The sequence below is a fragment of the Ralstonia sp. RRA genome, from assembly GCF_037023145.1.
Classification (GTDB): domain Bacteria; phylum Pseudomonadota; class Gammaproteobacteria; order Burkholderiales; family Burkholderiaceae; genus Ralstonia.
In genome coordinates this window covers 130,407-157,397 of the sequence record NZ_CP146093.1, presented here as the reverse complement: position 1 = coordinate 157,397, position 26,991 = coordinate 130,407, and the positions used below count along the sequence as shown (strand labels likewise).

Annotated in this window: 25 protein-coding genes and 4 pseudogenes; 15 read left to right on the top strand and 14 right to left on the bottom strand. The window is 60.7% G+C overall.

The features are described 5' to 3' along the window. Nucleotides 1–46: 46 nt before the first annotated feature. On the top strand, nt 47–1,234 hold the full coding sequence (locus tag V6657_RS27705) for an integrase domain-containing protein (protein ID WP_012435657.1): 1,188 nt from the start codon (nt 47–49) through the stop codon (nt 1,232–1,234). A 9-nt stretch (nt 1,235–1,243) separates the two neighbouring features. After that, the gene (locus tag V6657_RS27700; protein WP_012435658.1) at nt 1,244–2,401 is read left to right on the top strand and encodes a hypothetical protein; all 1,158 of its coding nucleotides are present in this window, start codon (nt 1,244–1,246) and stop codon (nt 2,399–2,401) included. Nucleotides 2,402–2,480: 79 nt separating this feature from the next. Here the strand turns inward: V6657_RS27700 and V6657_RS27695 are convergent, their stop codons facing one another. Both V6657_RS27695 and V6657_RS27690 read right to left on the bottom strand, forming a co-directional pair. After that, on the bottom strand, nt 2,481–2,603 hold the full coding sequence (locus V6657_RS27695) for a hypothetical protein (protein ID WP_012435659.1): 123 nt from the start codon (nt 2,601–2,603) through the stop codon (nt 2,481–2,483). A gap of 25 nt (nt 2,604–2,628) precedes the next feature. Further along, nucleotides 2,629–3,324, bottom strand: coding sequence for a DNA/RNA non-specific endonuclease (locus tag V6657_RS27690; RefSeq protein WP_310735783.1), 696 nt, complete (start codon nt 3,322–3,324; stop codon nt 2,629–2,631). 44 nt (nt 3,325–3,368) lie between these two features. Here V6657_RS27690 and V6657_RS27685 point away from each other — a divergent pair, with 44 nt between their 5' ends. The 3 genes and pseudogenes from V6657_RS27685 to V6657_RS27675 form a co-directional block, all read left to right on the top strand. Next, nucleotides 3,369–3,686, top strand: a complete 318-nt coding sequence (locus V6657_RS27685) for a hypothetical protein (RefSeq protein ID WP_182557860.1) — start codon at nt 3,369–3,371, stop codon at nt 3,684–3,686. Nucleotides 3,687–3,790: 104 nt separating this feature from the next. Beyond that, on the top strand, nt 3,791–4,327 hold the full coding sequence (locus V6657_RS27680) for a CbrC family protein (RefSeq protein WP_182557861.1): 537 nt from the start codon (nt 3,791–3,793) through the stop codon (nt 4,325–4,327). Between the two features lie 240 nt (nt 4,328–4,567). Next, nucleotides 4,568–4,705, top strand: a pseudogene (locus V6657_RS27675) (integrase); the annotation flags it as partial. Nucleotides 4,706–4,760: 55 nt separating this feature from the next. Here V6657_RS27675 and V6657_RS27670 read toward each other — a convergent pair. After that, a complete protein-coding gene (locus tag V6657_RS27670; RefSeq protein ID WP_182557862.1) occupies nt 4,761–5,048 on the bottom strand; it encodes a hypothetical protein in 288 nt (95 codons plus the stop codon). 80 nt (nt 5,049–5,128) lie between these two features. Here V6657_RS27670 and V6657_RS27665 point away from each other — a divergent pair, with 80 nt between their 5' ends. The 4 genes from V6657_RS27665 to V6657_RS27650 all read left to right on the top strand — a co-directional run bounded on the left by V6657_RS27665 (nt 5,129) and on the right by V6657_RS27650 (nt 9,551). Next, on the top strand, nt 5,129–5,329 hold the full coding sequence (locus tag V6657_RS27665; RefSeq protein ID WP_182557863.1) for a hypothetical protein: 201 nt from the start codon (nt 5,129–5,131) through the stop codon (nt 5,327–5,329). A 124-nt stretch (nt 5,330–5,453) separates the two neighbouring features. After that, entirely contained in the window at nt 5,454–6,455 is a 1,002-nt protein-coding gene (locus V6657_RS27660) for a tripartite tricarboxylate transporter substrate binding protein (protein WP_182557864.1), read from the top strand. Between the two features lie 573 nt (nt 6,456–7,028). Then, nucleotides 7,029–8,360, top strand: coding sequence for a Rieske 2Fe-2S domain-containing protein (locus V6657_RS27655; protein ID WP_182557865.1), 1,332 nt, complete (start codon nt 7,029–7,031; stop codon nt 8,358–8,360). Nucleotides 8,361–8,375: 15 nt separating this feature from the next. Further along, nucleotides 8,376–9,551: a Gfo/Idh/MocA family oxidoreductase gene (locus V6657_RS27650; RefSeq protein WP_182557866.1), complete on the top strand. Its 1,176-nt coding sequence runs from the start codon at nt 8,376–8,378 to the stop codon at nt 9,549–9,551. Between the two features lie 100 nt (nt 9,552–9,651). Here V6657_RS27650 and nadC read toward each other — a convergent pair whose 3' ends face one another. The 4 genes from nadC to V6657_RS27630 form a co-directional block, all read right to left on the bottom strand. Next, nucleotides 9,652–10,497 (bottom strand): carboxylating nicotinate-nucleotide diphosphorylase, encoded by an 846-nt coding sequence (nadC, locus tag V6657_RS27645; protein WP_182557867.1) that lies wholly within the window; start codon nt 10,495–10,497, stop codon nt 9,652–9,654. A gap of 142 nt (nt 10,498–10,639) precedes the next feature. Beyond that, nucleotides 10,640–11,218, bottom strand: a complete 579-nt coding sequence (locus tag V6657_RS27640; RefSeq protein WP_182557868.1) for a MarR family transcriptional regulator — start codon at nt 11,216–11,218, stop codon at nt 10,640–10,642. A gap of 264 nt (nt 11,219–11,482) precedes the next feature. Next, nucleotides 11,483–12,475, bottom strand: coding sequence for an ABC transporter substrate-binding protein (locus V6657_RS27635; protein WP_182557869.1), 993 nt, complete (start codon nt 12,473–12,475; stop codon nt 11,483–11,485). Between the two features lie 45 nt (nt 12,476–12,520). Further along, a complete protein-coding gene (locus V6657_RS27630) occupies nt 12,521–13,867 on the bottom strand; it encodes an MFS transporter (RefSeq protein WP_182557870.1) in 1,347 nt (448 codons plus the stop codon). A gap of 263 nt (nt 13,868–14,130) precedes the next feature. On the opposite strand from V6657_RS27630, the gene V6657_RS27625 reads away from it, so the two are divergent. The 3 genes and pseudogenes from V6657_RS27625 to V6657_RS27615 all read left to right on the top strand — a co-directional run. After that, nucleotides 14,131–15,093: a PDR/VanB family oxidoreductase gene (locus V6657_RS27625; RefSeq protein ID WP_182557871.1), complete on the top strand. Its 963-nt coding sequence runs from the start codon at nt 14,131–14,133 to the stop codon at nt 15,091–15,093. Between the two features lie 191 nt (nt 15,094–15,284). After that, entirely contained in the window at nt 15,285–15,782 is a 498-nt protein-coding gene (locus V6657_RS27620; RefSeq protein ID WP_182557872.1) for a hemerythrin domain-containing protein, read from the top strand. Between the two features lie 179 nt (nt 15,783–15,961). Next, a pseudogene (locus V6657_RS27615) lies at nt 15,962–16,661 on the top strand (transposase); the annotation flags it as partial. A gap of 365 nt (nt 16,662–17,026) precedes the next feature. Here V6657_RS27615 and V6657_RS27610 read toward each other — a convergent pair. The 7 genes and pseudogenes from V6657_RS27610 to V6657_RS27580 all read right to left on the bottom strand — a co-directional run. Beyond that, nucleotides 17,027–17,275, bottom strand: a pseudogene (locus V6657_RS27610) (LysR family transcriptional regulator); the annotation flags it as partial. 675 nt (nt 17,276–17,950) lie between these two features. Next, the gene (locus tag V6657_RS27605; RefSeq protein ID WP_182557873.1) at nt 17,951–18,919 is read right to left on the bottom strand and encodes a tripartite tricarboxylate transporter substrate binding protein; all 969 of its coding nucleotides are present in this window, start codon (nt 18,917–18,919) and stop codon (nt 17,951–17,953) included. A gap of 168 nt (nt 18,920–19,087) precedes the next feature. Next, nucleotides 19,088–20,101 (bottom strand): porin, encoded by a 1,014-nt coding sequence (locus V6657_RS27600; protein ID WP_338755947.1) that lies wholly within the window; start codon nt 20,099–20,101, stop codon nt 19,088–19,090. Between the two features lie 197 nt (nt 20,102–20,298). Next, a complete protein-coding gene (locus tag V6657_RS27595; protein ID WP_182557875.1) occupies nt 20,299–20,754 on the bottom strand; it encodes a hemerythrin domain-containing protein in 456 nt (151 codons plus the stop codon). Nucleotides 20,755–20,993: 239 nt separating this feature from the next. Then, nucleotides 20,994–21,704 (bottom strand): class II aldolase/adducin family protein, encoded by a 711-nt coding sequence (locus V6657_RS27590; protein ID WP_259394437.1) that lies wholly within the window; start codon nt 21,702–21,704, stop codon nt 20,994–20,996. A gap of 252 nt (nt 21,705–21,956) precedes the next feature. Then, nucleotides 21,957–22,105 (bottom strand): annotated as a pseudogene (locus V6657_RS27585) (transposase); the annotation flags it as partial. A gap of 38 nt (nt 22,106–22,143) precedes the next feature. Next, entirely contained in the window at nt 22,144–23,430 is a 1,287-nt protein-coding gene (locus V6657_RS27580) for an aromatic ring-hydroxylating dioxygenase subunit alpha (RefSeq protein ID WP_182557876.1), read from the bottom strand. Nucleotides 23,431–23,681: 251 nt separating this feature from the next. Between V6657_RS27580 and V6657_RS27575 the strand changes: the two genes are divergently transcribed. Genes V6657_RS27575 through V6657_RS27565 form a run of 3 tightly spaced genes read left to right on the top strand, consistent with a single transcriptional unit; the run spans nt 23,682 to nt 26,841 of the window. Beyond that, on the top strand, nt 23,682–24,848 hold the full coding sequence (locus tag V6657_RS27575; protein ID WP_182557877.1) for a Gfo/Idh/MocA family oxidoreductase: 1,167 nt from the start codon (nt 23,682–23,684) through the stop codon (nt 24,846–24,848). Between the two features lie 41 nt (nt 24,849–24,889). Next, nucleotides 24,890–25,837 (top strand): PDR/VanB family oxidoreductase, encoded by a 948-nt coding sequence (locus V6657_RS27570; protein ID WP_182557878.1) that lies wholly within the window; start codon nt 24,890–24,892, stop codon nt 25,835–25,837. An 11-nt stretch (nt 25,838–25,848) separates the two neighbouring features. Continuing rightward, nucleotides 25,849–26,841 (top strand): ABC transporter substrate-binding protein, encoded by a 993-nt coding sequence (locus V6657_RS27565; RefSeq protein WP_182557879.1) that lies wholly within the window; start codon nt 25,849–25,851, stop codon nt 26,839–26,841. Nucleotides 26,842–26,991 lie beyond the last annotated feature (150 nt).

Below are 26,991 nucleotides of genomic sequence, written 5' to 3'. Positions count from 1 at the left end.
CTGCGTCGAGGACGTGCGCGCTGCGCAACCAATACTCGGAGTCACGGTGCAGACGCGCATCAATCTCAAGCCGATCCTGGCGAACTACTCGCTGCCGGAACGGTTCAAGTCGGAATTCGCGGTCTTGGCGGGCGAGAACCTGCACAAGCCGCACAGCCAGACCCGCGTCAGCGGTCGCGCGCTGTCGTCGATCTCGCAGAAACAGCGCGCGCAGATGTTGCTCAGTCTCGCAGTGGAGCTGCGTGAGGGCGGCTTCACCATCATGTCGCCCTACAACCTGGCGGAGAAGCACCTGCGATGGTTGGTGCAGCGTTGGGTGACAGAACGAAACCTCGCGGTGGGCAGCGTTGAACTGCGCCTCTCACACCTGCGCGCGCTGTGCTCGTGGATGGGCAAGACCAACATGGTGGGCGGCATCGATGACTACGTGGAGAGGCCGGCAGGCTACACGCGCAGCTACGCCGCCGAGACCGACCGTTCTTGGGACGGCAACAACATCGACGCGCTAGCCAAGATCGAGGAGATCGCCCAGACGGATGCCCACGTCGCAATTCAACTGAAGCTTGAGGCAGCGTTCGGGTTGCGCGCGAAGGAAAGCTGGCGACTGCGCCCAGCGCGCGACCTACTTCCATCGGGCTATCTGCACGTGCAGGACGGCACCAAGGGAGGCCGGCCGCGACAGGTGCTGATCGAGTTCGATTGGCAGTACGACCTGCTTGCGGAGGCGGCTGAGTTGGCCGCGTGCACGAATCCCGAACGGGGCTCCCTGATCCCGGCGACCTATACGCAGGTGCAGTGGCGCAGGCGCTTCTATACCGTGCTGGAAAAGCACGCCGTGACCAAGCGCGGCGACGGTGTCACCGCCCACGGTCTACGACACCAGTTCCTGCAGCAGATGTACCAACGGCTGACCGGTGAGCAAGCGGCCATCAAGGGGGGCGCACGCGTTCTCGACCGTGAAGCGCACAAGGACGCCATGACGCGGGTGGTGGAAGCCGCCGGCCACAGCCGCAAGGAGAAGGCCAACGCCTACCTGTCGACGCATTCCGCGATCGCAGCCCGGAGCCGGCCCGTCGTCACACGTGAGATGGCCGTCGCGGCGGTTGCCGCGGCCAATGGGGTCAAGCTGAAGGCGGCAGAGGCCCTGGGCATTTCGCGCCCCGCACTGTATCGCCTGCTTGCCAAGCCCGCCGAGGCGGGTACTGCGGCCGGCCATCGGCACTTCACGGGATGAGGTCGTGCGATGACTGAAGATGACGCAATGGCCGATGGCGATTGGGATACCTACCTGTTTCCAGAGCCAGAGCTGCGGGCGTGCACAGACGAAGAACTGTACACACTCATCCGAGAGAACCTGCCAAACGCGACCGCGGAGACTGACGGCACCGACCTGTTGACGGACGTGGCCATCGATCACGCTCAAGACCTGATCGAGCAGGCCCGCGATTTGCTGCTGGCTCGTGGGGCTGCTATCTCGCCGCAATGGCGCGCAGCGCTCCGCTTCCTGCGGTGGCCGCTGAGCCCAGCGGAAGTCACGGCCAACCAAGCTCGGCGGCTTCGCGAGATCGAGGAGGATCGGCTTCGGCGGGCGCACGCCGCGAAACTCGGGGTGGACATCCTCCAGGCAATTCGGACGGTGATGGACGGCGGCCGGCTACCGCTCTCCCTCTCGTTAGAGGGGGTGACTGTCAGCATTGGCTGGGGCCTGCGGACATCGGATGGTGAGCGCAGGAGCATCAGCCCCAGTGGGGCCGAAGTTGTGCGTATGCGGGACGCACTTGCCGCAGCGGGGTGCTGCCACTGTCAGATCCACGGCGCGTCCCAAGATGGGATTCCATTCGAGGAGGCGCCTACGCCGGAGTGGTCTCTCAACTTCAGTGTGCCGACGAATCGTGCCGGGTGGGATCTGCTGAAGCAATGGTGGAAGGAAGGGCGGTTCAGCCACGCGCCACACGTCTGGATGTACCGGCCAGAACTTGGCGACCCCGAGTTCTTCTGGCACTGGCCACTCGATGCGTGTTGGCCGGGCAGCGCACCTGCGTGGCGGCGCCTGTATGGGCATCTTGGTTACGTCGACCTCCCTTGGGTGCGCTTTCATCGTCGGGTGCACGGCAATTGCTGGGAGCGCGACGAAGTGAGAGTGGAATGGGCTGCAGGAGAGCTCCGGTACATCGAGTGCGCCGAAGAGGCTGACCGAGAGGCTCAGCGGTTGATCACGTCGGGCGAGATACTCGCCTACAAGATCTCGGCCAGAGCTGCTATGGACGCACATGCCGGTGCCGGTGCCGGTGCCGGCCCGGCCCCGGTTGTGCGATCGCGACTCGCAGAGCTGCTCGCCCGGGTTTGCGGAATGCTTGGGCGTTCGTGCTCATCGGGCGCGGCCGACCCAACGAAGAACTGATCGCGCGCTAGACGCGTTCAGGACAAATAACGCAAAAGCCGCCAACGGTGTGGCGGCTTTTGCGGGATTGGTCGGCGGGTTAGAACGGCGGGCTGGTCCCGGCGATGTAGGAAAGGTACAGCGCGACGGCCACAGCGATCAGCCAGAAGCTGACACGACGGCCCAGGGTTTGGGGAGATCCGTACGGTTGTTGGGCTTTCATGGGATGCCTCCATTTAGATTCCATCTTAGCGAACGGCGGCGCTGATTGCGCGGGCCAGCCGCCATACGTTGGGAACGCGGGCCACGGCAGTCGGTCCGACATCTTCCACCTCCGCTGCCGGCGCGCGGCTCAAGAGATCGTTGAGGGTGGTCTGCCGACCAGCCTTCTCGTGCGGATGCGGGGTGGGCGGCGGCAACTCCATCGCCTGATCGCGCGTCGCGGCCGGCAGCCGGGGGAACGGGTCGACGCCGGTGAATTGTGCGAGTTTGGCGATGCTGACCACCGCATATTTCGGCGTGGCATCGTTGGGTGCGATGTAGGCTGCTGCGCCGACGCCCGGGACGTAGATCGCTTTCCACAGATAGTCGGGTACCCGTACATGTTCGTTGAGGTAACGGGCCTTGCCGTCCGTGAATGCTGGGCCGGTCACCACGTAGGCTTCGCCGGTCTGCCGTACCAGGCGGCGGGTCGACGTCTCCAGGTGGCTCCACATGCGGCGGTTGCTGACCGAGTTCTGCGGGACGACGTTGGCCAAGCTGAAACTTTCCTGTTGCGATGCCAGGTCGCCGAAGTCCCCGCTTGGCGACATGTGCAATACCCGGCGGAAGAATATACTCAAGGTGGCGGGTTCAGCGAGAGTACTGCCGAGGGCAGAGGTCGGCCAGAAGCGGTCGGTCGACATGGTCACCAATATCGTCGACAATTCGTTGGTCGCCTTCACTCGTATCGGCCCCTAAGAGAAGCAAAATCCAGACGGAGCATTCTGTGCCTTGTGATCAATGTGTGGACCTATGCGTTCGCTATGCAATCAGGCATCCTCGCGAACTGCGCAAAGCGATACAAATTGCGGCGGAAAACATCGCCGATGAAACACTCATCGAGGTTATTCCCGACGGCACGTGTGTCTCTGTTTCATTTGGCGAACTCTCCAAGGGCGCGGCCTGGGACGACTACGCTGAATATCATTTTCGCTGCCTACACTGTGACGAGAACTTCTGGTTGCATGCAGAAACCTATCACGGCAGCGGTGGATACTGGGAACCCCAAGACCCAAAATCAGTACGCGCAAACGTCACCAATTAATCGCGAGCGCCATGGGAGGCTGGGTCCGGCCAAAAGCGGACCTTCTGCCATAAACGCATCGAGGCAGAACGCTTCCTCCGACCGATTCTCGCTGATTGCAAATCATGTCAGATCCACTTCCTCACTTTCGCTATCATCCAAATCCCATAGCTACGGGCGCCGTAGTAGGCAGTGACAGGAAATGCGCGTGCTGTGGTCGACCACGAGGCTACATTTATGTAGGGCCCGTTTACGGCATCAACGATCTCGATGAGTCGCTGTGTCCTTGGTGCATTTTCGATGGCTCAGCGGCGCGCAATCTCGGGGCATCGTTTGCTGATGGCTACCCACTGCTTCAGGGTGGTGTTGCAGACGACATTGTGGATGAAATCAAACTGCGGACACCAGGTTACATCGCGTGGCAGCAGGAATCATGGCTCGCTCATTGCAATGACGCCTGTGAGTTTCATGGGGATGCTACAGTGCAGGACGTTAGCCACGCATCTCCAGAAACAAGGCAACACTGGATCCGTGAGTACAAACAGGACGACGAGGGGTGGGAGTTCGCTACGCGCGGATATAAGCCAGGAGGATCGTCCGCACTGTACAAGTTTGTCTGTCGGCACTGTAAGACGGTGCTATTGGGCTGGGATCTGTGCTGATCTCCCCACCGTCCGCCAAGGGTCGGAAGTCGCCGCTGGCGCCGGCGAGCCCCGTCCCAGCTAGCCCGGCGGCCGAGTCCGGCCAGTTCCGGGCACTGGCCCACGGCTTTCCTAGGCCATTCAGATGTCGGTTCAGCCCCAGCAACGGACCTTCGTGTTCGATTCTGGTTGGCTGCAGGAACTGACACCAGCCTGCAGGCTGATTCTAGACGTCGTCATTTGCGCGGTTGTAAATGGCTCGGCAACCAGACCCAACTGGCAGCGGCCACCGACGAGCTGATCGCCGAACTGGCAGGCTACCGCCGCACCCACGGACTACCACCCACGCCGCAGCCCGAGGAGACACTCCCGCTGGCGCTGCCGGTCATCGGCCGCGAGACAGGTCGCGACAAGGCCCCGGGTTCACCCCAATCAAATTTTCCTGCCCGTTTATCTAGATCTCTAATAGAATTGATAAGCACCAGTCGAAGAAGGCGACGACCGCCTGGAGACAAATATGCTGACCCATAAAGAGGGCGCGAAACATGCCTTGCCGGATGACCAGCCCGCAGCAATCGCGACCGGCTATCAGGTCAGGCAATGAGCGATGCTGGCCATGGAACAGTGCCCTTTGCGCATCGAGCTCGCAGGACTGGGGCGAGCGTCGCGGCAGGCCCCGGCCGGCACGGAACGCGCGCTCGCCAACCAGCACTTCGGGCCGGTCATCGTGAGCTGCGAGCATGCCGATATCCAGCCGATGCCGGACGGCATCTGGGTCTACGCCGACACGCAGCGCGAGCACATCCCCTGCCGGCACCGGCGGTGCCCTGCTTCGAGGTCTTCGACGAGCTGGTCGATGCCGTCATCCATGGCCGCGACCCGTTCCATGACGGCGCGTTGGCGCCGTCCACGCTTGAGGTCTACCTGGCGATGCTGACCTCGGCGCGCGAGGATCGGGACGTAACGCTCACGCGCCAGGCGATGGCTTCGCCACATCCGGTCGATGTATCACCGGTCGCCTGAACCTATAGCTCGCCCAAGACCACCATCTGGATAACCCCCGCGCAGCGAGTCCACGATTGCCGTCGTCAGAACGGCATCGCCAAGGGCCGCCGCGTGCACTACGATCGTAAAGTGGAGACAACATATGAACCGCCCCCAAATCCGGCTTGCACGACGCAGGCTTTGCCTCAGCCTGGGCCTCGGACTCACCGCAGCATTCGTTCCCGCATTGGCCATGGCCAGCACCGATGCCTGGCCCACCAAGCCCATCCGCTTTATCGTTCCCTACGCGCCCGGAGGCTTGCCTGACACCGTTGCGCGCGTTTTGTCCCAGCAACTCACCCAACGCTTGGGCAAGCCGGTCGTCGTTGACAACCGGCCCGGCGCCAATGGCGTGGTCGCCGCCCAGGCGCTCATGACGAGCCCTGCCGACGGCTACACGTTCCTGGTGACCGACGGCTCGATGATGTCCATCAATCCGGTGATTTACAAAAACCTGGCGTATGAACCCAAGCGCGATTTCGTACCCGTCTCGCTTGCCGCCACGTCTCCGCTCTTCCTCGCCGTCAATGCCCGCGTTCCAGCCAACTCACTCAACGATTTTGTCGCGCTGGCGAAATCCAAATCGGGCACGCTGAACTATGGATCTTCCGGCATCGGCAGCACCCATCACCTGTCGATGGAAGCACTGAAAGCCGCCCTCAAGCTGGATATCAAGCACGTACCGTTTCGTGGCTCTGGCCAGTCCGTTCCGGCTTTGATCGGGGACCAGGTCCAGGTGGTGTTTGCTGCCTTGCCGTCGCTGTCGGGCTTCGTCAAATCGGGCCAGGTCAAGATTCTCGGCAGCAACTCCCTGAAGCGCTCCACTCTTGCGCCGCAGATTCCGGCGATCTCGGAGGTGGTGCCAGGATATGACTTCGCTGTGACGGTCGGGTTGCTCGCCGCAAAGGGAACCTCGGACGCCGTGGTTAAGAAAATGGCCAACGCGGTTTCCGAGGCAGTCAAAATTCCCGAGGTGGTCTCGCAGTTCCACGTTGCCGGTATCGAACCCGTGGGAGGATCCAGCGCGGACTATGCGAAGGTCATCGCCGACGAGACGGCTCGCTATGCGCAGACCATCAAGGTTGCGCATGTCGTGGCCGAGTAAGTAGCAAAGTCCATCCGATGCTATTCCTGAGCCTGATGACCAGGCTCAGGATTCACGCCTGCTGTTGGCGCTCACTAATTCTGCTAGCGGTGCCCATATGTGAGCTAGCGGACGCATCGTGGCCTGTTGCGGCCGCGTCCGTGAGTGCCGCTAGTTAGAGACCGGCGCTCCTGGCCTGCTCGATGTGAGATAGGTCGATCATCTCTCGCCTGTACGCGAAACCTCCACTGTCTGGCGCCGCCGGCATCAACCGCACCCCGGCCATGCCCACGCGGATTGGCGCGGCCGACGCCCCGGCCACCGTCACCGCCTAGCTCGGCAACCAGACCCGGCTAGGACCGGCCACCAACAAGCTGATCGCCAAACAGGCACGCTACCGCCGCGCCCATGGACTGCCACCCACCCCGCTGCCCGGGAGACACGCCCGCTGGGGCTGCCGGTCATCGGCCGCGAGACAGGTCGCGACACGGCCCCGGGTTGACCCTAATCAAATCTTCTTGTCAGTTTCACTAGATCTCTAATAGAATTGAACGGTACCGGTTGACGAAGGCGACCGACCGCCTGGAGACAAATATGCTGACCCATGAAGAGAATGAACTGTTGTGCCGCGTAGAAGGCGATGCCCCGATGGGCAAGCTGATGCGCCAGCACTGGACCCCTGTTTGCCTGATTGAAGAAGTCAGCGAACCGGACGGCGCGCCGGTCAAGGCCCGTGTCTTCGGCGAAGACCTGGTCGTGTTCCGCGACAACGAAGGCCGCGTCGGTGTGATGGACGAGTATTGCCCGCACCGCCGCGCATCGCTGGTGTACGGTCGCAACGAAGACGGTGGCCTGCGCTGCCTGTACCACGGCTGGAAGTTCGACGTGCTGGGCAATGTGCTGGAAATGGTGTCCGAGCCGGCCGCCAGCGGCATGACCGAGAAGGTCAAGCACAAGGCCTATCCTTCGAAGGAATGGGGTGGCATGGTCTGGGCTTACATGGGTCCGCAGGACGCCATTCCCGAATTCGTCGCACCCGCCTGGGCACCGACCGCCGACACCCGTGTAAGCATCGCAAAGGCGCTGCTGCCGTGCAACTGGGCACAGGTCCTTGAGGGCGCCATCGATTCCGCACACAGCTCAAGCCTGCATTCGTCAGACTTCGTGCCGGCACGCGTCGGCGGCGCCGAGGCAACGTCGAAGAACTGGCTGCGCCCGTCCACCGACAAGGCACCGCGCCTGCAGGTCGAGCGCACCGAATATGGTTTCCGCTACGCTGCGCTGCGCCGCCCGATCTTCAACGCCAACACGCACGACTACGTGCGCTCGACGGTGTTCGTTGCACCCGGCACCGTGCTGATCCCACCCAACAACCTCTATAACGTCGCCAACATCAACGTGCCGATGGACGACACGAATACGGCGTTCTACTTCATCGCGTGGGGCGATCCCGCGACGACGCCGGAAACCGAAACCTGGCGCAAGTTCCTCCGTCAACAGATCGGCCCCGATCTGGACGAGCGCTACCGTCCGCTACGTAACCACGAGAACCGCTTCTGGCAAGACCGCCAAGCAATGAAGGCCGGCAATTTCACCGGCATCACGGGCTTCCCGAACCAGGACATCGCCATGTGGGTCACGATGGGTCCGATCGCCAATCGTTCGGACGAGCGCCTGGGCGCGAGCGATCTCGCCATTGTCGAATTCCGTCGCCGCATGCTCGATGCCATCGCAGAGTTCGAGCAGGACGCCGAAGCCATCGGTACCGGCGCAAAGGCGATCCCGCAGACGGTCTGTTCGTATCAGGCAGTGGTGCCGAAGGAAAGCGACTGGCGTGCGTACGCCGCCCGTTATGTCAGCGCGAAACATGCCCTGCCGGATGACGAGCCCGCAGCAATCGCCACCGACTATCAGGTCAGGCAATAAGCCATGCAGCCGGCCATGGAACAGCGCCGTTTGCGCATTGGGGTCGCAGGACTGGGGCGAGCGTTTTCGCTGATGTTGCCCACCTTCCTGCAGGACCCGAGGGTTCAACTCGTCGCCGCGTGTGACCCGCGCAAGGAAGCCCGGCAGCAGTTCGCCGCCGATTTCGGCGCACGGACCTACGCAGACGTGCTCGACTTGGCCGGCGACCCCGATGTGGAAGTTATCTACGTGGCCAGCCCCCATCAGTTTCACGCGCAGCACACCGAAATCGCCGCAGCCAACGGCAAGCACGTGCTGGTCGAGAAACCGATGGCCCTCAACGCGACCGACTGCGATCGCATGATCGCCGCGTGCCGGGCTGCAAACGTGCATCTGATCGTCGGACACTGCCACAGCTTCGATACGCCGTACCTGCGCACGCGCGAACTGATCCGCTCGGGCGATTTCGGTGCGGTGAAGATGATCCAGGCCTTCAACTACACCGACTATCTATACCGGCCGCGCCGCCCCGAGGAACTCTTGACGGCTGAAGGTGGCGGTGCCGTATTCAGCCAGGCCGCGCACCAGGTCGATATCGTGCGGATGCTCGCGGGCTCGCGCGCGACGCACCTGCGCGCCAGTGTCGGCCGGTGGGACTCGAAGCGTCCGACCGAAGGCGCGTATTCGGCGCTGATCTGGTTCGAGAATGGCGCCTATGCCTCCCTCTCGTACAGCGGTTATGGCCACTTCAACAGCGACGAGTGGATGGGCTGGATCGGCGAGATGGGTGACCATGCAAATCCCGATGCCTACGGTGGCGCTCGTAGGCGGCTGGCGACCCTCGCCTCCTCGAATGATGAAGCGCAGCTCAAGGCTGCCGGCACGTATGGCGGCGCCGCCTACAAGCCGCCCTCGACCGCCGCAGACGAGCCGACACGCTGCCATCAGCATTTCGGCCCGGTAATCGTGGCGTGCGAGCACGCCGACCTGCGCCCCCTGCCCGATTCCATCATCGTGTACGGCGACCAGCAACGGGAAACGCTGCCGCTTTCCCGCCCCACCGTGCCGCGCGGTGAAGTGATCGACGAACTTTACGACGCCGTCATCGCGGGGCAGGCGCCTCTTCATGACGGTGAGTGGGCAAAGGGCACGCTGGAGATTTGCATCGCCATACTGGAATCAAGCGAAACCGGCAAAGACGTGTCGCTCTGATCCTCGCCAGAAAACAGAAAGCCCTCGCGCAGTTCATAGCGAGGGCTTCTTGTTTTTGCGTGGCTCGGTGGGCAGCCGACGAGGACTGCCCCAGCCAACACTACGCGCCTAGCGCCTCGACCCGCAGCGAGAAATCCACCGCCCTGACATGCTTGGTGAGCCCGCCAACGGAAATGCGGTCCACGCCCGTTTCCGCAATAGCACGCAGCGTTTCCGTTGTCACGCCGCCTGACACCTCCAGGCTCGCGCGCCCGTTGTTGATGCGCACCGCCTCCCGCATTTGTTCCAGCGAGAAATTATCGAGCAGGATTGCCCCGGCGTCTGCAGAGAGCGCTTGCGCCAGTTCATCCAGCGTCTCGACCTCGACCTGCACCGGCACGCCCGCACCAAGTTCCTGCACGGCGCGCACCGTCGGCGCAATCCCACCACCCGCTGCGATGTGGTTCTCCTTGATCAGGATCCCGTCATACAGTCCTCGGCGATGGTTCTCGCCACCACCGATGCGCACCGCATACTTTTGCGCCAGACGCAGTCCGGGCAGGGTCTTTCTGGTGTCGAGAATCCGCGCCCTTGTGCCCTTGACGATCTCCACCAAGGCGTGCGTCGCCGTGGCCACGCCCGACAGCAGTTGAATGAAATTGAGCGCCGTGCGCTCCGCAGTCAGAATGCCGCGCGCCGGCCCGCCGATCTGGCACACCGCCTGCCCTTCGCGCATCCATTCGCCTTCACCAACGAACCATTCGATCGTGATGCCCGGCTCGCACTGCCGCAGGGTTTCTTCAAACCACGGCCTGCCGCACAGCACCGCAGCTTCGCGCACCGTGAGAACCGCCTTGGCCGAGGCGGCGGGGTCGACGAGCTGGGACGTCCAGTCGATATTGCCAACATCTTCCGCGAGCGCTTCGCAGACATTGCGCGTCATCGCCGCGTGGGTTGCTACATCCATTTGATAGGTCCGTATATTGAGCGGAAAAAATGTATGAGATCGACGACGGCCGCGCTGAAGCGCCGTCGCCAACCCATTGAATATGTGAAAGAGGGAAACCTGCCAACAACCGATGCGAGCCGCACGCATCAAGTACTTTTTTTTACTCCTCGCCGCGCGAGGCGATCAGACTGCCCATTTCCCGCGTGGACGGTATCCGCAGCGCCGGGTCATCCGTCTCGGCTTCGTCGCGCGCCATGTTTTCGATGATCGTCAGGAGCACCTTGCGCGCAAGGTTGATCTCCGTGGTCTTCAGGCCCTTGACGCTGATCTCGTTGACTTCTTCAGCCAGTGGAACGAGCTTGTTTTTCAGGGCACGGCCGCGCGCCGTGAGATACACGTGCGTGTTCTTGCGATTGCCCGGGGCATAGCGACGTTCGACGTATCCGAGTTTCTCCATCGCGGACACTGCGCTGAAAGTGGTCGGTGTGGTGGTGCCGGCCTCATCGCTGAGTTCTTTCTGCGTCAGCCCGTCGGTAACCCACAGGATGCGCAGAAACGCCCAGTGGCCAAACGAGACCTCATGTTGCGCCAGACGCCTTTGCAGCCCTCGCACCATCGCGCGACCCGCATCCTTGACCAAGTGCGCAAGACGATCATCCGGCACGGCCTCGCGCCAGTGCCGCAGAATGGGATCCTCTCGGGAAGCCTTTGCTTTGCCGGAAGAGGGTGTTGCAACCATGCTTTCCTCGCCGTGACGGTAACCAAAACGGCTGACATCATAGCGCGTTCGCCGGTGCGTGTGCCGCTTGGCAGCAGCGCACCGATGCGTTACGAACTTAGAAGGTATGACGCATACCGGCCGTCACACCCGCTTGATCCGTGCCCCGCACCAGGTCTACGTCGGACCGCGAAAGCCGAAGTTGGCCGTTGAACGGTTGCGACGTAGGACCTTCCACATACGCGTCTGTGCGCTTGGATAACGCGTAGTCGACCAGCAGCGGAATCAGATCTTGAAGCTTTCCAGGCTGGCTGGGTGGAACAACTCAGCCGGCTGAAGACGGCGGCTCGACAGCCCTTCGGCGTGGTGCTGAGCGAGGAAGCGGTCGATCACGTGCTCATTGTTGGCGAATCCGTACGACCAGAAATCGTGGCCCATCAAGCGTCGCGCGTTGCGCAGTTGGTCTTCAATGAACGGAAGCGTCACCTTGGTCGCCGACGTGTCGCTCAAACGGGCTAGTGCCACTTCCTTCGAATGCTCGAAGGCTTTCACGATGGCGCCAGGCAGCCACGGATGCTGCTCGGCCAGTGTCTTTCGGATGCCGAGCGTGTGCATGATCGGGAACAGCTTGTGGCGCTCGTACCATTCCGCGGCGCTCTTTTGCGGGTCGTCGAAAAGGTACTTGACCTGCGGGTGCCCACGGTCGAAACACGACGGTGCACGCGGCCCGATCACGCCGTCGATCTCGCCCTCGGCCAGCAGATTCGAGATCGTCTTCCCTTCCGGGGCGTTTTCAAGCATGACGCCTTCCGGCAGCTTCAGCGAGATCTTCTCCACACGCGTCGGGTCTTCGTAACCGCCGCGCACCCACAGTATGTCCGACGCCTTCACGCCATACTCTTCTTCGAGGAACATGCGAACCCACACGTTGGCCGTGAGTTGGTATTCGGGCACGCCGATCCGCTTGCCTTTCAGGTCTTCCGGCCGGTTGATGCCGCGATCGGCACGCACGTAGATCGAGCTGTGCCGGAACGCTCGCGACGGGAACACCGGCACGGCGATGTACGGCGAGGTGCCGGCGGCCGTCTTGACCGAATAGCTGCTGAGCGAAAGCTCGCAAATGTCGTAGTCTGCGTGGCGGAAGGCACGGAAGAAGATTTCTTCCGGGTCCTGCAACATGAACACGGGATCCACGCCGTCGATCTGGACGTCGCCGTCGATCAGCGGACGCATCCGGTCATAGTTGCCCACGACGATGGAAAGTTGAAGCTTGCTCATTGATGTTCCTTTCTAACAATCGAAATCGATCCATTGCGTGCGTTCTCACGCATCGGATTGCGGCGCCTGTTGCTCACGTGGCACGCCGAAGAGGACCGCAATCCCACCAGTGAAGACCAGCACGGCAACCAGCAAGATGCCCGCCGAGAAACTGCCCGTCACGGTCTTCACCCAGCCGAGCACGATCGGGGCGAAGAAGGCGCCGACCTGGCCGAGACTGCTGATGACGCCGATCCCGCCCGCGGCCGCCTCGCCCTTGAGGTAGTTCGGCGGAATGGTCCAGATGATGGCAGCGGCGGCGAAATAGCTCACCGAAACGAGGCTCAGGCACACGATCGCAGCGGCCGGGTTGTGGGTCAGCACGGTCAACAGCGTTGCGCCCGCGGCACCCGCCGTTGTAGAGAGAAAGAAGTGCCAGCGACGCTCAAGCCGCATATCGGAGCTGCGAGCAATCAGCAGCATGGCAACGGCGCCAACGATGTAAGGCAATGCCGACAGGAAGCCGATCTCCAGCATGTTGGAGATGCCCGTCTGCTTGATGATGGTTGGCGTCCAATAGTTCAGGATCGTGCCGCAAATGGGTACCGTGGCCCAGCCTGCTGCAATCACATAGACGCGCGGGTCGCGCAGCGCAACCATCAGGCGGCTCGGCGCGCTGTCCGGTTTCTGGCGATGTTCTTCCTCCAGGGCGGCCACGACAATGCGCTTTTGTGCGGCAGTCAGCCACGCCGCATCCTGCGGTTTGTCGACCAGGTAGAACCAGGCAAACACACCTGCAAGCACAGCCGGCAGGCCCTCAAGGAACAGCAGCCACTGCCAGTTGCGGAAGCCCCAGACATCCGTGAAATTCTGGAGAATCAGGCCCGAGAGCGGGCCGCCGATGATGCCGGCCGCGGCAATCGCCAGCAGGAATCGCGACGTGATACGGGCGCGACGCTTCGCCGGATACCAGAACGAGAGATAGAGGATGATCCCCGGCCAGAAGCCCGCCTCGGCCGCACCGAGCAGCGTCCGGGCGAGGTAGAACTGCCAGGGCGCGTTCATGAACGCCATGGCGGTGGAAATGGTGCCCCACAACAGCATGATCCGCGTCACGGTCTTGCGTGCGCCGATGCGCCTGAGCAGCAACGTGCTCGGCACTTCGAGCAAGATGTAGCCGATGAAGAACAGGCTCACGCCGAGCCCGTAGGCGGCATCGCTCAGTCCCAGGTCCTGCTTCAACTGCAACTGCGCGAAGCTGATATTGACGCGATCGAGATAGTTCAGCACCCAGCAGAGGAACAGAAAGCTCATCAGCCTGAGTGTGATCTTGCGATAGGTCGCCTCGACGGCTACGGAATCGGAGCTCAGATGCGGGGGCGCATCCACGTAGCTCAACGTGGAATCTCTCATTTCGTTGTCTCTTGGGGGCGTTTTGTCGACTCGATCGGTCTGACCTCCGCACTGGGCGGTGGCGGCCTCTCGTTGTCAAACATTTAATTAGACGTCTAGTTATCAGACTACGAGGCCTTGGTGTCTGTGACAAGTGAGGGTTTATACCGAGCCCAGAGTTTTACGCGCCGATTACATCTCTTGCATAATTAGATCTCTAGTCATAAGATACAGGCCACCCATCAAGTGAAGCAAATCAGGTCGACAAGTAGAGGGAGACAGACATGACTACCCAGGAAAGCAGTTTTCTGCCGCTGAAGATCGCGGAGAAGGAAAAGATTGCACGCGACATCTGGCGCTTTGAGCTGACCGACCCACAGGGCGCGCCTCTTCCGCCGTTCGAAGCCGGATCGAATTTGACCGTCGTGGTGCCCAATGGCATGCGCCGCAGCTATTCCCTCTGCAACGATTCGCAGGAAAGTCATCGTTATGTCATCGCGGTCAAGCGCGACAGCAACGGTCGCGGCGGATCCATGAGCCTGATCGACAACACGTCCGCAGGGGATCTGATTGACGTGTCCCTGCCGCGAAACGAATTCCCGCTCGACGAGCGCGCGAAGTCGTTCATTCTTGTCGCGGGTGGCATTGGCATCACGCCGATGCTGTCGATGGCACGCCAATTGAAGGCGGAAGGCTTGCGGGATTTCAAGCTGTACTACCTGGCCCGCGACCCCGAGGGTACGGCGTTCCTAGACGAACTCAGCAGCGACGAGTGGCGCTCGACAGTGAAGATTCACCACGATTTCGGCGACCCCGCCAAATCATTCGACTTCTGGACCCTGTTCGAGCGGCCGAAGGCAGCACACATCTACTGCTGCGGCCCGCAGATGCTGATGGACACGGTGCGCGACATGACGGGTCACTGGCCGTCTGGCACGGTTCACTTTGAGAGCTTCGGCGCAAACAACGCGAACGCACAGGTGAACACGCCGTTTATGGTCCAACTCAAGCGCACCGGCACATCCCTGGAGATCCCGGCTGATCGTTCGATCCTTGACGTGCTGCGCGCCGCGAACTTGCACGTTACGAGCTCATGCGAAAGCGGCACCTGCGGATCCTGCCGGACCGGGCTGTGCTCGGGTGAGGCGGATCATCGGGATCTGGTGCTGCGGGACGATGAGAAAGAAGCGCAGATCATGGTTTGTGTGTCGCGCGCTAAATCCGCCGAACTGGTACTGGACCTCTGAGCCCACATCCATGGCAGCGCCTCTGCTCGGCTGTTGCCGACCAGGTACTGAGCCAACGGCCTTTGCGCAGCCAGTAAAATGGGAGCACGTCGCAGATGTATTCATGGATACATCCGCGACGTGCGAAGCCGCGGCCACGTCAGCGCCGCGGTTCCTGAATCGCATCCCCGGTGCGACATGAGACCTTGAACATGAACGACCAGATGTCCTCCCGTACCCCGTCAACCCGGGATGCCAGTGCGCCGACACCGGCTAGCGACAGCAGTCTCGCCTGGTCCGATGCGCGTCTGCTCGGGTTCACGCCCATGGACAATGTGCATAAGGAGTTCTACACGCTTGCACTGAAACTTGTGACCTGCTCGGAGGCAAGCGCCGCGGAAGCGATCGAACAATTCGAGCAGCACGCGATCAGCCATTTCGGGCAGGAAGACGAATGGATGCGCTCCACCAACTTCCCTCCGCGGGACTGCCACGTCGACGAGCATGCGGCAGTGCTGAAGTCGATCGATGAAGTCAAGCAAGCCGTCGCACAGGGGACGGCGGGCGCCGAACTGGTTCGAAACATCGGAATGGCCCTCTTTGACTGGTTCCCAGGTCATGCCGACTACCTGGATTCGGCGCTGGCAGCCTGGATGACCAAACAGAACATGGGTGGAAAGCCCATCGTGTTGCGCCGGAAATTTGACTGAATAGCTCGTCCACCCACGTCGGGACTTGGAGGGCAATACACTACATCTACATAACGCCACTCTCGTAGACCGTACTAAAAGTGTCACCGCTGCGAAAGAAATGGTGTCAACTCGCGCCTAGGCGGTAGCCCGAAGTTCCTGTGATCGCCGCCGGGTAGGACCTTGCGCGCCGCGAAAGCATCCCGCTGCGCTGTTCAGGCTGCGAGCGCATCGAGGTCGCTTTCAACTCCTGCCGCAACCGCCATTGCACGACGTGCCAGACCAGTGCCGCCCACCGCTGGCTCGAGGCGCGACAGGCCGACCTGCTGCCCGTCGAGTACTACCACGTGGTGTTCAAGCTACCTGCACCGCGCGGCGCGATCGCCTGGTACAACAAGACGGTGATCTACGGGCTGCTGTTCGACATCGCCGCCGAAACACTGCATACCATCGCCGCGGATCCAAGGCACCTGGGTGCCCAGATTGGCGCCACGCTCGTGCTGCACACCTGGGGCTCGGCGCTGACGCATCATCCGCATGTGCACGGCATCATCCCAGGCGGGGGCCTGTCGCCCGATGGTGAGCGGTGGATCGCGTGTCGGCCCGGCTTCTTCCTGCCCGTGCGCGTCCTGTCGAGTCTGTTCCGGCGCCGCTTCCTCGAAGCGCTCGAATCCGCTCACCGGCGTGGCCAGTTGCAGTTCTTCGGCGAATACACGGAGCTTGCCAATGCGGCTACCTTTGCACGGTGGCTTGCGCCGCTGCACACCTGCGAGTGGGTCGTCTACGCCAAGCGTCCCTTTGCCGGACCGGACGCCGTACTCGAATACCTCTCACGCTACACGCACCGCGTGGCCCAACCAGCGCCTGGTCGCCTTCGATGAACGCGGTGTCACCTTCCGCTGAACGGTTCGAGGGCGATGCCAGCGTTCAGTTATCTACCCAGCGTTTCAGCCTGTATGGCACGCACGCCTTGGAAGCCTGGGCGAGCGGGTTGCCTGCCGGCGACCGTCTTGTCATTGCTGACCCGGGAGAAAACAGGACGAGGAGGGCGCGATCCGCGCCTGCGATTTGTGGGACGGGCACGGTTGGAAGGCATGCTGATGATCGGCACGCTACTCTGCGTGGCGCTTCTCCTCAGCCAGATGCCGCCCCGGCATCTGAGCCGAATGCCAAGCCATACGACGCATGTCCATGGAATGGCGCACTAATACTACAGCCGTAGATCATAAAGGGAATGGCCGCAACCGCGACTTTGATAGTGGCACCGACGTCACTACCTGCGCGGCAGAAGCCGAAATCGCGCCAACCGTGAGGTGTCCGTGGCCGCCGGCCTGCAGTGCTTCCAGTTCGCTCATGAACTTGCCGAGTTTCGCCAGTGCGGTAGACGCGTAGCGCAGCGCGAACTCGCCCAGTTCAGTCTGGCGCATATCCCTTGACAGGCGATCGAACAACCTGGCCTGCAGGGTGTTTTCGATATCCCCCAGGATCTTTGTGGCCGCCGGCTGGGTGATGTGGTTTCGGCGGTCCCGTTGCCATCATTCAAATTAGGTATGGCGACCACGGAGAAGGCACGGCGGTCTCGCAGAGCCTGAAGGCGATATTGGAAAGAGTGTGGTTTGGGGGACGAGTGCCTTGGGATGTCAGGAGTGCCTTGATCCGCGTTCCGAATTCGGCGAAGAGCGGACGGCGCAAGTTAGAATGAAGCAGCGCGGCTCCCTTTGATCTTGGGAGTACACGAGTCGTGCCGGTCAGCGCCGCGGGTGACGCGCAAAAGGTCAGGGAGCTGCCCTGGCGGTTGGTGACGAGGTGCCGAGTTTGCCCGGTCCGTAGGGGGGGCCACTTGCGGCTCCCTCCCGGGCCTAGCCACGCTGGCCGCATCCACGCTGGCACGACTGAAAGCAAGCTGGCCGGCGCCGTGTAAGTCGGCAGGCAACACCTGGTACAGGCGATACCAGACGCTGACGCCTGCTAGTCGCGCAGCCTGCGCCAGCAGATCATGCTGCTGCTAAAGCCCAGCTCTTGCGGGAGCTGTTCCCATGGGATGCCGGGCTGCCGTTGAGGACCAGTTCGTCGTCCAACCGCCGCCTTTTGGCGAGGGCTACCTTCAAGCTGCATGGCTGCCCTGGCCAAGTGGTGCAGCAACTGCACCACTTGGCCGCGGCGCCAAACAACCATCTTCGACGCGTCGGCTATTCGGGCTTGACTCCCGCCTTCGTCAGCACCTCGCGTGTGTACTTGAAGTCGGCGTCGATCTTCTTCGCGAAGGTTGCCGGCGCCTCCCAAGTCGGCTGCATCCCCAACGACTCTAAGCGCTGCTTAACATCGGGGAGTTCCGCAACCTTGCGCAGGGCGTTGCTCAGGCGGGCGAGCTCCTCCGGGGGCAATCCCTTCGGTGCCCAGAAGCCATAGACATTCGTCGTCACGAAGCTCGGCAACCCAACCTCAGTGCTGGTCGGGACGTCCTTCAGCGGACCATCGAGCCGCGCCTGTGACGTCGTCACGACTGGCTTGAGCTTGCCGGAACTCGCGTTGTGGGATGCCAGCAGCGGCGTCACGAAGACGAAGTTCACCGAGCCGCCCATCACGTCGAGCAGAGCCTGACCGGTGCCGTTATAGGGCACGAGCGTGCCGCGCACCTTAGCCGCATCCATGAAGACTTCCGCGGCAATATGACCGGAGGCCCCGCGGCCCGGATGGCCAAACGTGTATTTGTCGGGCGTCGCCTTCATAGCTGCGATGATGTCGCTCACCCGACATGATTTTACGAGCGCCGTGCTCGCCATCATGACCATCGGCGTCCGCACGACGGGGCTGATCGGCACGAAATCGGCGATCGGGTCGTAAGGCATGTTCTTCGTGACGAGCGGGGCGAGGTAGTGGATGCCGGAACTGAAGAGCAGCGTTGTGCCGTCCGGCTTGGCCCGCAGCACGCGATTCGTTCCGATACGGCCGTTGCCGCCGGAGACGTTCTCGACGATCCAGTTCTCGTTGAGTACCGCGCCCAGCCTCTCCGAGAAGATGCGTGCGAGGGTGTCTTGGTCACCCCCGGGGCCGTATGGCACGATCACGCGGACCAAGCGGTCGGCGGCGTGGGAAAGGGTCGGCAGGGTACAGATAAGCGCAAGCGCTAGCACTAGGAAGCGACGATGGATAGGCATGGTTGGGGGCGCATAATGGCATATTCGAACGCACTCAGGAGGCGCGATCGAGGTGGATGGAAACGACACCGAGGGACTCTGCAATACTTAAGCGATCAATGTTGTTAGCACTACCGACACACCGGGACCAGCGCACCCGACGACCGAGTCCGCCTCCCGTTCCAAGTATCAAAATGCGTGACGAAGACCCAGTACGACACCCAACTGGTTCGCGCCCGCGATTACCGATCCGTCGTAGCCGTTTGCACTCAATGCTGAGCCTCCTTTATTAAGGGTATAGGAGGCGTTGACATACGCATCCGTCCGCTTCGAGAAGCGGTAGTCGGCAGACAACACTACGGACATTGGATCCTTGGAAGAGGTGCGGTCGTTCGTCTTGTACACCGCTCCGGTCAGCGTGACCGCCTGGCCGACACTCCAGTTAGCACCCGCCCAGAAAAGATCTGTCCGTGTCATCGTAGTCAACAGTTGGCTGACCAATCTACGGTACCCAAGGTACGCAGTGATGGGGCCAATGACTCCAGCCATTGAGGCTACATATCTGCGCTCAGTTTTCCCTGCGTTGGCGACAGATGTGCCATTCAGTTGATCGTACACGCCGCCGATACGGAACCACCCCATGTCGTACGTAGCTCCCGCGCTCATCTCACGACCCACGCGACTGTTCCCGGGCACCTCTGACCCATTTACAATCGTCGAGTCGACACCGAAGCTGTAGAGAGCCTCAGCCGCAAAGCCGCCGAACTTTCCTGTGTATTTGACCGCATTGTCCGTACGGCCGGTCAGCCAGGTGTCGTGAGAGTACGCAGAATACTTGGGGGCCAAGGTCATCGGGTCGAGGCCGATGATCAAATCGTAGAGCAGATTGTTCTGACGACCCATGGTAACTTGACCGTAAGGAGAGTCGAGCCCGACATACGCCCGCCGGCCGAACAACCGCCCTCCTTGTGAAGCGGCCCCCGAATCCAGTGACATTCCCCCTTCGAGTACGAATACCCCCTTTAAGCCACCGCCAAGATCTTCTACCCCCCTCAGGCCCCAGCGACTGCCTGCAATGTTTCCAGATGTCATCCTCAATACATCTGAGCTCTGCTTGGATGGGCTAGGAATGTGGTTCAGGTATTCGATACCAGCATCCGCAACACCATAAAGCGTCACGGAAGACTGGGCGTGAACGCTCATACTTAGCGCCGTCGTTATTCCTACAACTGCCAATTTTCTCTTCATGTCTCCCCTACAATCTTTATTTTCTAGATGAAGACTACTTTCGTGGCGCAGTCTTCTTACTTAATCACAGCGATGTAAAAATCATCCAGCCATAAACAGCCTGCGCGTGGATATGACACCGGCGTTTTTCTACATCTCGAATAATAAAGATTTCAAATATTTTTCCTGAATACAACGGGCTTTCCGCCCATCGTCAGTTTCGTCATCCATGCGGCAAGCGCCGAATCCATGTAGTCTGCGTGTCCGGGAAACCATTGGAACAGGCGCACCCCGATGTCCTGAGCGAGCGCGCAACCGGCCCGCCCATCTTCGATCGCACTCTTAACCTCGCGAACCGATTTCAGCACGCCATCGTGCTCTTTGATGTGACACTCACGCGGGGGAAAGTTTGTCGCGCGCATCCACTCCTCTTCCTGCTCGAAGTGGCTGACGGCGTGCTTCTCGAATTCCTCGATCGCGGCCAGCGCACTCGTGTCGGTGCAGGTCACGAGCCGTAGCGCGACATCATAGAATTCCATGTGCGTCTCATCCATCGGCGTGAAGCCCAGCAGCCGTGCATCAGACCATACAAGGCTGTTGTCCTGCACCGGAGCATCGATATCGTTCATTTTTTAAATTGCACGCCGCCCAGCATCGTGAGCAAGCGCAGTGGGTCCATCCTGAAGGGCAGCATCTAGCCTGGTTGCTGCTCCCGTTGAATACACGCGCGGTGCACGCTTCAGATCATGATGAACGGACATGGTGTCGTCTCCGTTGTGTTGTTTTGCCAATGACAAAGCGGCGCTGCGCTCGGCCGAACCAATTTGCAGTACCGCCCGCAAGTAGCTACTCGGTTAATCTGTAGCCATCAGCCCCGAGCGCGTTGCACCTTACGGCGCAGGTAATCGAAGTTGATGGTGAACTGTTCCGGCCGCGTCACCTGGTCATGCAGCCGCTGCACATCTTCGTCCGAGAACACCTCGCCCTCACCGCCTGCCGCTTCCGTCAGAAGCTGGATATGGCATGCCTCATCGAGCGCGAGCGCGAGAATCACCGCTTCCTCGATCGTGCCTCCGGCAACCGCTACACCGTGGTTGCGCATCAGAACCGCTTTCGAATTGCCGAGAGCCTGAGCGACACCGCGACCCATATCCTGAGTGCGGATCAGGTTCACCGTGTCGGTGTAGTACGGCACGCCATCCGCGAAGGTGCAGGCAGGCTGACTGATCATCTTCAGCGATTTCCCCGTCGCAGACAGCGCAACAGCGTGAATGGGGTGAGTGTGGATCACGCTCGTGATATCAGGCCGCGCCTTGTAGATTTCCGAGTGAATGAACACCTCGCTGTGACGGCGACCACCGCCTCCGATCTTCTCGCCGTCAATGTTGCACACGACGATATTCTCGGGCGTGATCTCATCGAAACCGTAGCTGTGCGGCTTCATGATGAATTTCGACGGATCGCCCGGCATGCGCACCGACACGTGACCGCGCGTGAAGTCTCCCTGACCGTTCGTTTCGAGGATGAGACCCGCGTCGATGAGTTTCTGTTGTGCTTCTTCGAGAGTCATAAATTCCATGTTTAATTGATGAACTGAATATCTTCTCAACTGAGCATCAGGGGGCAGTATTGACCCCGCGAGGGACGTGCTGATCAATGAAGCTTGGTCTTGATGTTGCACAAACCACGGATCACGGCTTTCGAAATGTGCGTGAGCTAGGCCGATTCAGATCGGGGTTTTCGCCCGTTTCGCCTCCTTCCTGGCACCTTTGCGCACTCCGATCGGACTGCTCCCCTGCAGCGCCAACAATGACTTTGTTGCCAGCACCTAAAGGCTAAAAAACTGCACAGCGCTCTTGGCCACGCCCTTGCAGCGAACCCTGAGATGACCGAACAGATTCTTGACGACGTGGAACGCGAATGCTCGATCCGGGGCCGAATCTGCACCCTGGCACGCTCGGTGATCAGCAAGTCCTTGATGGCGCGCCCGGCCGAAACCGGGCGCAAGTTGTCGTTACTTAATATACGAAGGTCGATTCACCTTGCCTTTCGCCCTTCTTTTCGCCCTCGAACACCTTCGCGACGTCCAGTGCGATGGGCGAATACTTCGCATGCGTGCGAAGCATGAAGCTGGAGAACCCGTCACTGTTGTGGTGCTTGTCCTTCTCGTTGGGCAGCACGATGCATTCGTTCTTCGCTGCATCACGCACGATGCCCTTCGGGTCCTTCCCGTCCTGTACGTTGCGAATTTCACGACGCAGCATCTTGCGGTACATCGCGATGCCGATGTCGGTAGAACCAAGGTTCTCGGCCGTGCGATCGGCAATCGTGCCTTGCGTGATCCACGCCATGATGTCCTGGCCGTCAACGTTGTCCACGATGAATTCGCCGTCCGCATCCTTGTACGGCACGTTGTACGTGTACACCTTGTCGTACAGGTGCTCGGGCACCTCTGCGTCCTTCGGTGGAAGATATGCGTTGTACCAGAGGTGCAGCGTGTTCTCGTCATCAACCGGCACGCGAATCTGGAATGAGTAGTAGCGCGTGGCCTCACAGCCATTGCCGACCGCCAGCATGTTCGGGAACACGATGGGGTGCCCGACCTGCCAGTCATCCGACTGTTCCGAGTGCCCTTCGAGCAGACGGTGCTTGGTCATGCCGTATTCGAATTCCTTGAAATCGATCTTCTCGTGGTGCGTGCTGATTGCGACCTTGATGCCTTCCTGTTCTTTCAGGAATTCATAATGGTGACCGTGCAGCCACTCGGTGTGAATCGGGTCGAGCGAATTCTCCATGATTTGCAGCCAGTTGATCGGCAACACCACACGGCCCATCATGCGAATCGCGCCTTCAGCGACGAAGCCATCGAATCTCGGCAGCAGCGGCTTCAGTTCGGGCGGCCCCATGTACGCGAACAGTAAGCCCCCCAGTTCCTCCACCGGGTACGAGTCCGTTCCAACCGACTTGCGGAACTCCGGATTGTCCTTCTCGTTGGGCTGGTTCAGGCACTCGCCTGCGCCGTTGTATTCCCAGCCGTGGTACGGGCAGCGAATGCCGTTCTCAGTCGGAATACCGTGGAAAAACGATGCCCGGCGGTGCGGGCATTGCTCCGCGATGAGACCGAGCTTGCCCTGGCGGTCACGGAACAGCACAAGATCTTCGCCCAGCAGGCGCACGCGCTTCGTCCACTTGCCGTCCAGCTCCGACAATGCACCGATCGGCTGCCAGTAACGGCGCATCAGTTCGCCCATCGGCGTGCCGCGCCCTACGCGCGTCAGTTCTACGTTCTGCTCTGCGGTCAACATACGGGTTCCCTCAATGTGTTGCGATGAAAAGGCTCGTTCTCAACTGAACTTCGCACTCATCTTACACTTAGGTACCTAAGCAGCAATGCTCGTAAACACCTACCAGATGAATTCTGTAAAAATGTGCTTAAAACAAGGATATATCGCCTTCTTCGAAGGAAATGGACCGGTTGCGAGTCGTAGGGGATCGCCCATGATTGACAATATTGACTTAGTTGCCTAAGGTTACGCCATTCGCACCCGGAGAATTCATGAACACAATCTCAAACCCTACAGGGCGTGTGCGCCTTGGTATGGTCGGATTCGGCATAGCGGCACGGGCGTTCCTGCCTGCCCTCGCGCAGCGCCCGGAATTCGAACTGGTCGCTATCGTTGATCCTGTCGAGCAAATTCGCACAGAAGCGGCTGCGGAATTCGGCATCGCGACCTACGCCAGGATCGAAGAAATGCTGATGCATTCCGGTCTTGATGCCGTGTACGTTGGCTCGCCTACGCAGTTGCACCGAGAGCACGTGGAGCTAGCTTGTGCAGCAGGCAAGCACGTGCTGGTTGAGAAACCGATGGCGGTCAGTCTGAGTGACGCGCGGTTGATGGTGGAAGCCGCAACGAAAGCAGGTGTTGTGCTGCTGGTCGGTCACTCGCACAGCTACGATGAACCGGTCCACATGATGCACAGCCTGATCGCGAGCGGTGACTTGGGTCAGGTGCGCATGGTGAACACCTGGTGCTACAGCGACTGGATCTATCGCCCGCGCCGCCCGGATGAACTGAATGACAAGGAAGGCGGTGGCGTGACGATCCGCCAAGGCGCGCACCAGTTCGACATCATTCGGCTGCTGTGCGGCGGTGAAGCGCGTACCGTGCGCGCGAAGACGTTCGATTTTGACGCGCAACGCAGCGCGACCGGCGCGCACATCGTGTTCATCGAATTTGCAAATGGTGCTGCTGCAACGGCTGTCTACAACGGCTACGGCCGCTTCTCCAGCACCGAACTGGTCAGCGGCGTTGGCGAATGGGGCTTCAATGCACCTATTGCTGCGCGCGCTCGTATAGCCCCCGAAGATGAGTTGCGTGCCAAGCAGGCCCGTGCGAAACACGCCATTCCCGGCCGCGCTCCCTACCAGCCACACTTTGGCCTCACGCTCGTGAGTTGCGAGCACGGGGAAATTCGCCAGTCCCCGGAGGGACTGCTCGTCTATACGGATGAGGGTATGTCTTCGCTCAAGCTGCGCACGGAGACATCACCGCGTGAACGCGTGATGGCCGAATTTTATGACGCGATCACCGGACGCCGCCCCGCGCTGCATGACGGTCAATGGGGACTTGCAAACCTCGAAATCTGCCTGTCTGCACTGCACTCATCGCGAAATGGCTGCGAGATCTCGCTGGAGCACCAGTGCGCGCCGAAGGCCATCTAGCCCAATCTCAGGAGACGCCGGAAAGACCGGATTGAACAATCATGAATAAAACACTGACGCTCGCCGTAGCCGGCAAAATTCCGCTTGCGGACGGCATTTACCAGTTCGAACTCCGCTCACCAGATCGCGAGCTGCTGCCCGCATTCACTGCCGGCGCGCACGTGCTGATCGAAACGCCGCGCGGCATTGCGCGCCGTTATTCCCTGTGCAATGCGCCATCCGAGCGTGATCGTTATGTTGTGGCTGTCAAGCTCGACCCGAACAGCCGAGGCGGTTCTATCAGCATGATCAATGACGTGAAGGTCGGGATGCGCCTGAGTGTATCGGTACCGGAGAATTATTTCGCGCTCACCGATGACGCGTCCGATTACCTGCTGATCGCGGGCGGCATCGGCATCACACCTATGCGCGCAATGATGGCCGAGCTTGAGGCGCGCGGCGCACGCTACCGGCTCGTGTACTGCACGCGTTCGCCTGAAACGACTGCCTTTCTCAAAGAGCTTACCGAGCTGCCATCGCACCGCGTCCAGATTCACCACGATCACGGCAACCCTGAACAGTCACTTGATTTCGCCAAGCTGCTTGCAACGCGCGAAGGCGATACGCATCTCTACTGCTGCGGCCCTCGCCCGCTCATGCAGGCCGTGCGTGATGGCGCATCGGGCTGGCCGTCGTCGGCGGTCCACTTCGAGGATTTCGGCACGAGCACGTCTACAGGCGATGAATCCGGTAGCTTTACCGTCACACTCAAACGCAGCGGTAAGTGCGTGAATATCGCGCCTGGGCAAAGCATTCTGGCAGCGTTGCGCGAGTCTGGCGTTGAAACGCCCAGCTCTTGCGAAGCAGGAACCTGCGGAGCCTGCCGGACGGTGCTCTGCGCTGGCGAAGCTGATCACCGCGATTTCGTGCTTGATGACGACGAACAAGACAGCGCCATCATGATTTGCGTGTCCCGCGCGAAGTCAGATGAACTGGTACTTGACCTTTAAAGGGAGACAGTGTGAGCAAATTGCAGCTTTCGGTCGCGGTCGGCCCCTACGACCGTATGCGCCCTCTCGTAGACGGCGAAGTGCAGATTGAAGGCGTCGATCCGACGTTCATGTTACAGGAACCGGAAGAAATCTTTTTCCGGGCATTCCGTCACGCAGACTACGACATCTGTGAATTGTCGCTCAGCAGCTACTCGGTCAAGACCGCGAACGGGACTTCACCCTATATCGCAGTGCCGGTCTTTCCCTCGCGCGCGTTCCGTCACACGTCCGTGTACGTCAACGCAAACGCCAATATCAACAAGCCGGAAGACCTGAAGGGCAAGCGCGTTGGCGTGCCCGAATATCAACTGACCGCGAATGTCTGGGTGCGTCTGTTCCTCGAAGAGGAATACGGCGTGAAGGCTTCGGATATTCACTGGATTCGCGGCGGCTACGAAGACCCCACGCGCGTTGAGAAGATCACACTGAACCTGCCTGCGGATGTGAAGCTGGAGAACGCGCCCGAAGGCAAGACGATCTCCGGCATGCTCGAAGCGGGTGAAATCGATGCGCTGATCGGCCCGCGTGCACCGTCGTGTTTCGATCACGGCTCGCCGAATGTGAAGTACCTGTTCGATGATCCGCAGGCGAGCGCCGCTGACTGGTACCGTCGCACGAAGCTGTTCCCGATCATGCACACGCTTGGCATTCGTCGCACGCTGGTTGAACAGCACCCGTGGCTTCCGATGTCGGTGATGAAGGCATTTGAGAAATCGAAAGCGCTCGCATTGCACCGTCTGACCGACACGTCGGCCACCAAGGTCACGCTGCCGTTTATCGAGAACCAGCTTCGCGCTGCGCGCCAGTTGATGGGCGATGACTTCTGGTCGTACGGTTTTGCCGCGAACGAGAACACCGTGAACCGCTTCCTGAAGCGACACCACGAGGAAGGTCTGTCGATCCGCGCGCTTGATGCGAAGGACCTGTTCCACCCGGCGAGTCTCGAAAGCTTCGGCATTTAAATCGTTGTACGTTTCAAAAAAAGAGAAGAACGCCGGAAATTTCCCGGCGTTTTTTTACTACACCTACGCTGGTCTGCAGAACTGTTATCCGGTTGTGCAAACAATTCTTGGCGCGTCAGAATTTCTGAATAACCAGGACCCAAGATTCCC